Here is an 11723-nt window from a genome sequence, read left to right on the forward strand (position 1 = left end):
GGATGTGCCTTACCTCCTGGCCATCCAGCTGGATTCGTATCGTGAATTCTTGCAAGCGGGAGCGACTAAAGATCAGTTCCGCGACGTGGGCCTGCATGCGGCCTTCAAATCCGTTTTCCCGATCATCAGCTACTCCGGCAATGCTGCGTTGGAGTATGTCGGTTATCGCTTGGGCGAACCGGCGTTTGATGTCAAAGAATGCGTGTTGCGTGGCGTAACTTACGCCGTACCTTTGCGGGTAAAAGTTCGTCTGATCATTTTCGACAAAGAATCGTCGAACAAAGCGATCAAGGACATCAAAGAGCAAGAAGTCTACATGGGTGAAATTCCCCTGATGACTGAGAACGGTACCTTCGTTATTAACGGTACCGAGCGTGTGATCGTTTCCCAGTTGCACCGTTCCCCTGGCGTATTCTTTGACCACGACCGTGGCAAGACGCACAGCTCCGGTAAGCTCCTGTACTCCGCGCGAATCATTCCTTACCGCGGTTCGTGGTTGGACTTCGAGTTCGACCCGAAAGACTGCGTGTTCGTACGTATCGACCGTCGTCGCAAACTGCCTGCGTCGGTACTGCTGCGTGCGCTGGGCTACACCACTGAAGAAGTGCTGGACGCGTTCTACACCACCAACGTATTCCACGTGAAAGGCGAAAGCCTGAGCCTGGAGCTGGTGCCTCAGCGCCTGCGTGGTGAAGTAGCGGTTCTGGACATTCAGGACGACAAAGGCAAGGTTATTGTCGAGCAAGGTCGTCGTATCACCGCTCGCCATATCAACCAGCTGGAAAAGGCCGGTATCAAGGAACTCGACGTGCCTCTGGACTACGTCCTGGGTCGTACCACCGCCAAGGCCATCGTGCACCCGGCTACCGGCGAAATCCTGGCAGAGTGCAACACCGAGCTGAACACCGAACTGCTGGCGAAGATCGCCAAGGCTCAGGTCGTTCGCATCGAGACCCTGTACACCAACGATATCGACTGCGGTCCGTTCATTTCCGACACGTTGAAGATCGACTCCACCGGCAACCAACTGGAAGCGCTGGTAGAGATTTATCGCATGATGCGTCCTGGTGAGCCGCCAACCAAGGATGCCGCCGAGACGCTGTTCAACAACCTGTTCTTCAGCCCAGAGCGCTATGACCTCTCCGCCGTTGGTCGCATGAAGTTCAACCGTCGTATCGGTCGTACCGAGATCGAGGGTTCGGGCGTACTGTGCAAGGAAGATATCGTTGCTGTTCTGAAGACCCTGGTCGACATCCGTAACGGTAAAGGCATCGTCGACGACATCGACCACCTGGGTAACCGTCGCGTGCGTTGTGTAGGCGAGATGGCCGAGAACCAGTTCCGCGTAGGCCTGGTGCGTGTTGAGCGTGCGGTCAAGGAACGTCTGTCGATGGCCGAAAGCGAAGGCCTGATGCCGCAGGACCTGATCAATGCCAAGCCTGTGGCTGCGGCTGTGAAGGAGTTCTTCGGTTCCAGCCAGCTGTCGCAGTTCATGGACCAGAACAACCCGCTGTCGGAGATCACCCACAAGCGCCGTGTTTCTGCACTCGGCCCAGGCGGTTTGACCCGTGAGCGTGCAGGCTTCGAAGTCCGTGACGTACACCCGACCCACTACGGTCGCGTATGCCCGATCGAAACGCCTGAAGGTCCGAACATCGGTCTGATCAACTCCCTGGCAGCCTATGCCCGCACCAACCAGTATGGCTTCCTGGAAAGCCCGTACCGCGTGGTGAAGGAAGGTCTGGTAACCGACGAGATCGTGTTCCTGTCTGCCATTGAAGAGGCCGATCATGTGATCGCCCAGGCTTCGGCGACCATGAACGAAAAAGGCCAATTGGTCGATGAACTGGTAGCTGTTCGTCACCTGAACGAATTCACCGTCAAGGCGCCGGAAGACGTCACCCTGATGGACGTTTCGCCTAAGCAGGTAGTTTCGGTCGCAGCATCGCTGATTCCGTTCCTCGAGCACGACGACGCCAACCGTGCATTGATGGGTTCCAACATGCAGCGTCAAGCTGTGCCAACCCTGCGTGCCGACAAGCCGCTGGTAGGTACCGGCATGGAGCGCAACGTTGCCCGTGACTCCGGCGTTTGCGTGGTTGCTCGCCGCGGCGGCGTGATCGACTCGGTCGATGCCAGCCGTATCGTTGTTCGCGTAGCTGATGATGAAGTCGAAACCGGTGAAGCTGGTGTGGATATCTACAACCTCACCAAGTACACCCGGTCGAACCAGAACACCTGCATCAACCAGCGTCCGCTGGTGAGCAAGGGTGACAAGGTCCAGCGTGGCGACATCATGGCCGACGGCCCGTCCACCGACATGGGTGAACTGGCTCTGGGTCAGAACATGCGCATCGCGTTCATGGCATGGAACGGCTTCAACTTCGAAGACTCCATCTGTCTCTCCGAGCGCGTGGTTCAAGAAGACCGCTTCACCACGATCCACATCCAGGAACTGACCTGCGTGGCGCGTGACACCAAGCTTGGTCCAGAGGAAATCACCGCGGACATCCCGAACGTGGGTGAGGCTGCGCTGAACAAGCTGGACGAGGCCGGTATCGTTTATGTGGGTGCTGAAGTCGGCGCCGGCGACATCCTGGTTGGTAAGGTCACTCCGAAAGGCGAGACCCAGCTGACTCCGGAAGAGAAGCTGCTGCGTGCGATCTTCGGTGAAAAGGCCAGCGACGTTAAAGACACCTCCCTGCGCGTGCCTACCGGTACCAAAGGTACTGTCATCGACGTTCAGGTCTTCACTCGTGACGGCGTTGAGCGTGACTCGCGTGCGCTGTCGATCGAGAAGAGCCAGCTGGACGAGATCCGTAAGGATCTGAACGAAGAGTTCCGCATCGTTGAGGGCGCGACCTTTGAACGTTTGCGTGCAGCCCTGGTCGGCCATAAGGCCGAAGGTGGTGCAGGCCTGAAGAAAGGCCAGGACATCACTGATGAAGTGCTCGATGGTCTTGAGCGCGGCCAGTGGTTCAAGCTGCGTATGGCGGAAGATGCTCTGAACGAGCAGCTCGAGAAGGCGCAGGCCTACATCGTCGATCGCCGTCGCTTGCTGGACGACAAGTTCGAAGACAAGAAACGCAAGCTGCAGCAGGGCGATGACCTGGCTCCGGGCGTGCTGAAAATCGTCAAGGTCTACCTGGCAATCCGTCGTCGCATCCAGCCTGGCGACAAGATGGCCGGTCGCCACGGTAACAAGGGTGTGGTCTCCGTGATCATGCCGGTCGAAGATATGCCGCACGACGCCAACGGTACTCCGGTCGATGTCGTACTGAACCCTCTGGGCGTACCTTCGCGTATGAACGTTGGTCAGATTCTCGAAACTCACCTTGGCCTGGCGGCCAAAGGGCTGGGCGAGAAGATCAACCGCATGGTCGAAGAGCAGCGTAAGGTCGCAGAACTGCGTACTTTCCTGGACGAGATCTACAACCAGATCGGTGGTCGCAACGAAGACCTGGACAGCTTCTCGGATCAGGAGATCCTGGACCTGGCGAACAACCTGCGCGGCGGTGTGCCGATGGCCACTCCGGTGTTCGACGGTGCCAAGGAAAGCGAAATCAAGGCCATGCTGAAACTGGCGGACCTGCCAGAAAGCGGCCAGATGCAGCTGACCGACGGCCGTACCGGCAACAAGTTCGAGCGTCCAGTTACCGTTGGCTACATGTACATGCTGAAACTGAACCACTTGGTAGACGACAAGATGCACGCTCGTTCTACCGGTTCGTACAGCCTGGTTACCCAGCAGCCGCTGGGTGGTAAGGCGCAGTTCGGTGGTCAGCGTTTCGGGGAGATGGAGGTCTGGGCACTGGAAGCATACGGTGCTGCATACACTCTGCAAGAAATGCTCACAGTGAAGTCGGACGATGTGAACGGCCGTACCAAGATGTACAAGAACATCGTGGATGGCGATCACCGTATGGAGCCGGGCATGCCCGAGTCCTTCAACGTGTTGATCAAGGAAATTCGTTCCCTCGGCATCGATATCGATCTGGAAACCGAATAACACGTGACGCGAAGGGGAGCGGGGCAGGTATTGCCCGCTTCCTGCTCCGCCAGGAGGAAAGGCCTTGAAAGACCTACTGAATTTGCTGAAAAACCAGGGTCAAGTCGAAGAGTTCGACGCTATCCGTATCGGATTGGCCTCGCCTGAGATGATCCGTTCGTGGTCGTTCGGTGAAGTTAAAAAGCCGGAAACCATCAACTACCGTACGTTCAAACCTGAGCGCGACGGCCTGTTCTGCGCCAAGATTTTTGGTCCAGTGAAGGATTACGAGTGCCTGTGCGGTAAGTACAAGCGCTTGAAGCATCGTGGTGTGATCTGCGAGAAGTGCGGCGTTGAAGTCGCGCTGGCCAAGGTTCGTCGTGAGCGCATGGCGCACATCGAACTGGCCTCTCCAGTCGCCCACATCTGGTTCCTGAAGTCGCTGCCGTCCCGTATCGGCCTGCTGATGGACATGACCCTGCGTGATATCGAGCGCGTGCTCTACTTCGAGAGCTACGTCGTTATCGACCCGGGCATGACCACCCTGGAGAAGGGCCAGCTGCTGAACGACGAGCAGTACTTCGAGGCGTTGGAAGAGTTCGGTGATGACTTCGATGCCCGCATGGGTGCCGAAGCTGTCCGCGAACTGCTGCACGCTATCGACCTGGAGCACGAGATTGGCCGCCTGCGTGAAGAGATTCCGCAAACCAACTCGGAAACCAAGATCAAGAAGCTGTCCAAGCGCCTGAAGTTGATGGAAGCCTTCCAGGGCTCCGGCAACCTGCCTGAGTGGATGGTGCTGACCGTTCTGCCGGTTCTGCCGCCAGATCTGCGTCCACTGGTTCCGCTGGATGGCGGTCGCTTCGCTACTTCCGACCTCAACGATCTGTATCGTCGAGTGATCAACCGTAACAACCGTCTGAAGCGCCTGCTGGATCTGTCGGCACCTGACATCATCGTGCGTAACGAAAAGCGCATGCTGCAGGAAGCGGTCGATGCACTGCTCGACAACGGTCGTCGCGGTCGCGCTATCACCGGTTCGAACAAGCGTCCTCTGAAATCCCTGGCCGACATGATCAAGGGTAAGCAAGGTCGTTTCCGTCAGAACTTGCTCGGTAAGCGTGTTGACTACTCCGGCCGTTCGGTAATTACCGTAGGTCCGACCCTGCGTCTGCACCAGTGCGGTCTGCCGAAGAAGATGGCTCTCGAGCTGTTCAAGCCGTTCATTTTCGGCAAGCTGGAAATGCGTGGTCTGGCGACCACCATCAAGGCCGCCAAGAAGATGGTCGAGCGTGAGTTGCCAGAGGTCTGGGACGTTCTCGCCGAAGTGATTCGCGAACACCCCGTACTGCTCAACCGTGCACCGACCCTTCACCGTCTGGGTATCCAAGCCTTTGAGCCGGTACTGATCGAAGGCAAGGCTATCCAACTGCACCCGCTGGTCTGCGCCGCGTACAACGCCGACTTCGACGGAGACCAAATGGCTGTGCACGTACCGCTGACGCTGGAAGCCCAGCTTGAAGCGCGTGCGCTGATGATGTCGACCAACAACATCCTGTCGCCAGCCAACGGTGAGCCAATCATCGTTCCGTCGCAGGACGTGGTACTGGGTCTGTACTACATGACCCGTGAAGCCATCAACGCCAAGGGCGAAGGTCGTGTATTCGCGGACCTGCAGGAAGTCGACCGCGTATTCCGCGCTGGTGAAGCCGCGTTGCATGCGAAGATCAAGGTGCGTATCACTGAAACCGTCAATGATCGTGACGGCAGCAGTGTGACCAACACTCGTATCGTAGACACCACTGTCGGTCGTGCGCTGTTGTTCCAGGTTGTGCCAAAAGGCCTGTCGTTCGATGTCGTCAACCTGCCGATGAAGAAGAAGGCGATCTCCAAGCTGATCAACCAGTGCTACCGCGTGGTTGGTCTGAAAGAGACCGTGATCTTCGCTGACCAGTTGATGTACACCGGTTTTGCCTACTCGACCATTTCCGGCGTTTCCATCGGTGTTAACGACTTCGTTATCCCTGAGGAAAAAGCCCGCATCATCGGTGCAGCCACTGATGAAGTGAAGGAAATCGAGAGCCAGTACGCTTCCGGCCTGGTAACCCAGGGGGAGAAGTACAACAAGGTGATCGACCTGTGGTCGAAGGCCAACGACGAAGTTTCCAAGGCGATGATGGCCAACCTCTCGAAGGAGAAGGTCGTCGACCGAAATGGCGATGAAGTCGAGCAAGAATCGTTCAACTCGATGTACATGATGGCCGACTCGGGCGCGCGGGGCTCCGCGGCTCAGATCCGTCAGCTGGCCGGTATGCGTGGCCTGATGGCCAAGCCCGACGGCTCCATCATTGAAACGCCGATCACTGCGAACTTCCGTGAAGGTCTGAGCGTACTCCAGTACTTCATCTCGACCCACGGTGCTCGTAAAGGTCTGGCGGATACCGCGTTGAAAACTGCGAACTCCGGTTACCTGACTCGTCGTCTGGTAGACGTAGCGCAAGACCTGGTTGTAACCGAGATCGATTGCGGCACTGAACACGGTCTGCTGATGACTCCGCACATTGAAGGCGGTGACGTAGTAGAACCTCTGGGTGAGCGCGTATTGGGTCGTGTTATCGCCCGTGACGTATTCAAGCCAGGGACCGAGGACGTCATCGTTCCTGCCGGCACCCTGGTAGACGAGAAGTGGGTCGAGTTCATCGAACTCAACAGCATCGACGAAGTGGTTGTACGTTCGCCGATCAGCTGTGAAACCCGTTACGGTATCTGCGCCAAGTGCTACGGTCGCGACCTGGCCCGTGGTCACCTGGTGAACATTGGTGAGGCGGTCGGTGTTATCGCTGCCCAGTCCATTGGTGAGCCAGGTACCCAGCTGACCATGCGTACGTTCCACATCGGTGGTGCGGCAAGCCGGACCTCGGCAGCCGACAGCGTCCAGGTGAAGAACGGCGGTACCGTGCGTCTGCATAACCTGAAGCACGTAGAGCGTGTCGACGGTCACCTGGTGGCCGTGTCTCGTTCCGGTGAGCTGGCGATTGCCGACGACTTCGGTCGTGAGCGCGAGCGCTACAAGCTGCCTTACGGTGCGGTGATTTCGGTGAAGGAAGGCGACAAGGTCGACGCTGGCGCCATCGTGGCCAAGTGGGACCCGCACACCCACCCGATCGTTACCGAAATGAAAGGTACCGTGACCTACGTGGGCATGGAAGAAGGCATCACCATCAAGCGTCAGACCGACGAATTGACCGGTATGACCAACATCGAAGTGCTTGATGTGAAAGACCGTCCAGCGGCCGGTAAGGACATCCGTCCTGCCGTGAAGATGGTGGGTATGGATGGTAAGGATCTGCTGCTGCCAGGTACCGATGTACCGGCCCAGTATTTCCTGCCGGCTAACGCCCTGGTTGGTGTTGCTGACGGTGCGCAGATTGCGATCGGTGATGTTATCGCTCGTATTCCGCAGGAAACCTCGAAGACTCGTGACATCACCGGTGGTCTGCCGCGTGTTGCCGACTTGTTCGAGGCTCGTCGTCCGAAAGAGGCGTCGATCCTGGCAGAAGTCAGCGGCACTATTGCGTTTGGTAAAGAAACCAAGGGCAAGCGCCGCCTGGTCATTACCCCGAACGACGGTAGCGATCCGTATGAAGAGCTGATTCCAAAGTGGCGTCACCTGAACGTCTTCGAAGGCGAACAAGTGAACCGCGGCGAAGTCATCTCCGACGGTCCGAGCGATCCGCACGACATCCTGCGTCTGCTGGGTGTGAGTGCGCTGGCCAAGTACATTGTCAACGAGATCCAGGACGTTTACCGTCTGCAGGGCGTGAAGATCAACGACAAGCACATCGAGACGATCCTGCGTCAGATGCTGCGTAAGGTCGAGATCTCCGAGTCCGGTGATTCCAGCTTCATCAAGGGTGACCAGATGGAACTGACTCACGTGCTGGTGGAAAACGAGCGCCTGAGTACCGAGGACAAGTTCATCGCCAAGTTCACCCGCGTGCTGCTGGGTATCACCAAGGCGTCCTTGTCTACCGAGTCGTTCATTTCGGCGGCCTCTTTCCAAGAGACCACTCGCGTACTGACCGAAGCGGCGGTAACCGGCAAGCGCGACTACCTGCGCGGCCTGAAAGAAAACGTGGTCGTGGGTCGTCTGATCCCGGCCGGTACTGGCCTGGCTTACCACAACGAGCGTAAGCGTCGTCGTGATGCCGACAAACCTCTGCGTGTGAGCGCAAGTGAAGTCGAAGCAGCACTGACCGAAGCGCTGAACTCCAGCGGTAGCTGATGCCTGCAGTAGATTGAGATCGAGGCCCCGACCTTTCCGATTGAGAAACGAGACAAATATGTCGAGTTTCACTGATCGGGGAGGTCGGGGCCTTGTCTTGACTGGGGCCAAGATCCTCTTTAGACTCTTGTACCCCTAAAATTGGTAGAGCGTGTGCTTTGCCATTTTGTTTATGTCGAAAGACAACAGTGGAGCTAGTAGATGGCAACTATCAACCAGCTGGTACGTCAGCCGCGCAAGCGTATCGTCGAGAAATCCGACGTGCCTGCGCTGCAGAACTGCCCGCAACGTCGTGGCGTGTGCACTCGCGTGTACACCACTACGCCGAAAAAACCTAACTCGGCACTGCGTAAAGTATGCCGTGTGCGCCTGACCAACGGTTTCGAGGTTTCCTCGTACATCGGTGGTGAAGGCCACAACCTGCAAGAGCACAGCGTCGTCCTGATCCGTGGCGGCCGTGTAAAAGACTTGCCAGGTGTTCGTTACCACACCGTTCGCGGCTCCCTGGATACTTCCGGCGTTAAAGGTCGTAACCAAGGTCGTTCGAAGTACGGTACCAAACGTCCGAAGTAATCGGTCGTTTTGCAGATTTTATTTATATTGAGTCGATAAGAGTAAGGTCGGGCACGTTTCCTTCTGGATCAACTGTCCCGAGCTAACCTGAAGACCGTTTGAGGGCTTATCAATGCCAAGACGTCGCGTAGCAGCCAAGCGTGAGATTCTGGACGATCCAAAATACGGAAGCCAGATCCTCGCCAAGTTCATGAACCACGTTATGGAGAGCGGCAAGAAAGCCGTTGCCGAGCGTATCGTTTATGGCGCGCTGGAAAAAGTTAAAGAACGCAAGAACAGCGATCCCCTGGAAATCTTCGAGAAAGCTCTCGACGCCATCGCTCCGCTGGTCGAAGTGAAGTCGCGCCGTGTAGGCGGTGCTACTTACCAGGTTCCGGTCGAAGTTCGTCCGTCCCGTCGTAACGCTCTGGCAATGCGCTGGTTGGTAGACTTCGCGCGCAAGCGCGGCGAGAAGTCTATGGCTCTGCGTTTGGCTGGCGAACTGCTGGACGCTGCCGAAGGCAAAGGTGCTGCAGTTAAGAAGCGTGAAGACGTACACCGTATGGCTGAGGCCAACAAGGCTTTCTCGCACTACCGCTTCTAATATCGGCATCATTCAATTTGCGAGGGCTTTATGGCTCGTACTACAGCAATCAACCGCTACCGTAACATCGGTATCTGTGCTCACGTTGACGCGGGCAAGACTACCACCACTGAGCGGATCCTGTTCTACACAGGTCTCAGCCACAAGATGGGTGAGGTGCATGACGGCGCTGCTACCACCGACTGGATGGTGCAGGAGCAGGAGCGTGGGATTACCATTACCTCCGCTGCTGTAACTACCTTCTGGAAAGGTTCGCGCGGTCAATACGATAACTATCGTGTAAACGTTATCGATACCCCTGGTCACGTAGACTTCACCATTGAAGTAGAGCGTTCTCTGCGTGTGCTTGACGGCGCGGTCGTGGTGTTCTGCGGTACTTCCGGTGTTGAGCCACAGTCCGAAACCGTATGGCGTCAAGCCAACAAGTACGGCGTTCCACGTGTTGTTTACGTGAACAAGATGGACCGTGCTGGTGCCAACTTCCTGCGTGTTGTTGGTCAGATCAAGAACCGCCTGGGTCACACTCCGGTTCCGGTTCAGTTGGCTATCGGCTCGGAAGATAACTTCCAGGGTCAGGTCGACCTGATCAAGATGAAGGCTATCTACTGGAACGACGACGACAAGGGTACTACCTATCGCGAGGAAGAAATTCCTGCCGATATGCTGGACCTGGCTAACGAGTGGCGCTCCAACATGGTTGAAGCTGCTGCCGAAGCCAACGAAGAGCTGATGAACAAGTACCTTGAAGAAGGTGACTTGACTCCTGAGGAGATCAAGGCTGGTCTGCGTGCACGCACCCTGGCTAGCGAGATCGTTCCAGCTGTCTGCGGTTCTTCGTTCAAGAACAAGGGCGTTCCCCTGGTTCTCGACGCCGTTATCGACTTCCTGCCTGCTCCAACCGAGATCCCTGCGATCAAGGGTATCCATCCGGACCTCATCGAGAAGCCGAAGGATGAGCTGGTAGAAGCGGATTACGATGAGCGTCATGCGGACGATGCTGAGCCGTTCTCGGCTCTGGCGTTCAAGATCGCTACCGACCCGTTCGTTGGTACTCTGACCTTCGTTCGCGTTTACTCGGGTTTCCTGACCTCCGGCGACTCCGTGATCAACTCGGTCAAGGGTAAGAAGGAGCGTGTTGGTCGTATGGTGCAAATGCACGCGAACCAGCGCGAAGAAATCAAAGAAGTGCGTGCAGGTGATATCGCTGCTCTGATCGGCATGAAGGACGTCACTACTGGTGACACCCTGTGCGATATCGAGAAGCAGATCATCCTTGAGCGTATGGATTTCCCGGAGCCTGTGATTTCGGTAGCGGTAGAGCCGAAAACCAAGCAGGACCAGGAGAAGATGGGTATCGCGCTGGGCAAGCTGGCTCAGGAAGACCCGTCGTTCCGCGTCAAGACCGACGAAGAGACTGGTCAGACCATCATCTCCGGTATGGGTGAGCTGCACCTGGACATTCTCGTTGATCGCATGAAGCGCGAGTTCAACGTCGAGGCCAACATCGGCAAGCCGCAGGTTTCGTACCGCGAGAAGATCAGCAAGAGCAACGTCGAGATCGAAGGCAAATTCGTTCGCCAGTCCGGCGGTCGCGGTCAGTTCGGTCATTGCTGGATCCGTTTCTCGGAGCCAGACGTTGATGCGAACGGTAACATCACCGAAGGTCTGGTCTTCACCAACGAAGTTGTTGGTGGTGTGGTTCCTAAGGAATACATCCCGGCTATCCAGAAGGGTATCGAAGAGCAGATGAAGAACGGCGTCGTTGCCGGCTATCCGCTGATCGGCCTGAAGGCTACTGTGTTTGATGGTTCCTACCACGACGTCGACTCTAACGAGATGGCGTTCAAGGTAGCTGCCTCCATGGCGACCAAGCAGCTGGCCCAGAAGGGCGGCGGTGTTGTGCTTGAGCCGATCATGAAGGTTGAAGTAGTAACCCCAGAGGACTACATGGGTGACGTGATGGGTGACCTGAACCGTCGTCGTGGTCTGATCCAGGGTATGGATGACTCGGTGTCCGGCAAGGTTATCCGTGCCGAAGTGCCGCTGGGTGAGATGTTCGGTTATGCAACCGACGTTCGTTCCATGTCTCAGGGTCGCGCGAGCTACTCCATGGAATTCTCCAAATACGCCGAAGCTCCGTCGAACATCGTCGAAGCTCTCGTTAAAAAACAAGGCTGATTCAGCCTCCCCTTTAGGCTAGGAGTTAATAGTCGTGGCTAAAGAAAAATTTGAACGTAACAAACCGCACGTCAACGTTGGCACCATTGGTCACGTTGACCACGGTAAAACCACTC

General features: G+C 56.7%; 5 protein-coding genes and 1 pseudogene. All 6 read left to right on the forward strand.

All coding sequences use genetic code 11. The features are described 5' to 3' along the window. On the forward strand, positions 1-4009 hold a 4009-nt coding region (gene rpoB, locus ACK6AU_RS29765), incomplete at its 5' end, for a DNA-directed RNA polymerase subunit beta (RefSeq protein ID WP_409303209.1). A gap of 64 nt (positions 4010-4073) precedes the next feature. Continuing rightward, positions 4074-8273 carry a DNA-directed RNA polymerase subunit beta' gene (gene rpoC, locus ACK6AU_RS29770; RefSeq protein ID WP_185698161.1) on the forward strand — a complete coding sequence of 1400 codons (4200 nt, stop codon included), beginning with the start codon at positions 4074-4076 and terminating at the stop codon, positions 8271-8273. A 201-nt stretch (positions 8274-8474) separates the two neighbouring features. Beyond that, positions 8475-8846, forward strand: coding sequence for a 30S ribosomal protein S12 (gene rpsL / locus ACK6AU_RS29775; RefSeq protein ID WP_003186084.1), 372 nt, complete (start codon positions 8475-8477; stop codon positions 8844-8846). Between the two features lie 112 nt (positions 8847-8958). Continuing rightward, positions 8959-9429, forward strand: a complete 471-nt coding sequence (gene rpsG, locus ACK6AU_RS29780) for a 30S ribosomal protein S7 (protein WP_007925959.1) — start codon at positions 8959-8961, stop codon at positions 9427-9429. Positions 9430-9459: 30 nt separating this feature from the next. Further along, entirely contained in the window at positions 9460-11607 is a 2148-nt protein-coding gene (fusA, locus tag ACK6AU_RS29785; protein ID WP_185698162.1) for an elongation factor G, read from the forward strand. A 34-nt stretch (positions 11608-11641) separates the two neighbouring features. Continuing rightward, positions 11642-11723 (forward strand): annotated as a pseudogene (locus ACK6AU_RS29790) (elongation factor Tu); the annotation flags it as partial.

Origin of the sequence: Pseudomonas sp. KCJK8993 (assembly GCF_046230915.1) — a bacterium.
GTDB lineage: Bacteria > Pseudomonadota > Gammaproteobacteria > Pseudomonadales > Pseudomonadaceae > Aquipseudomonas > Aquipseudomonas piscis.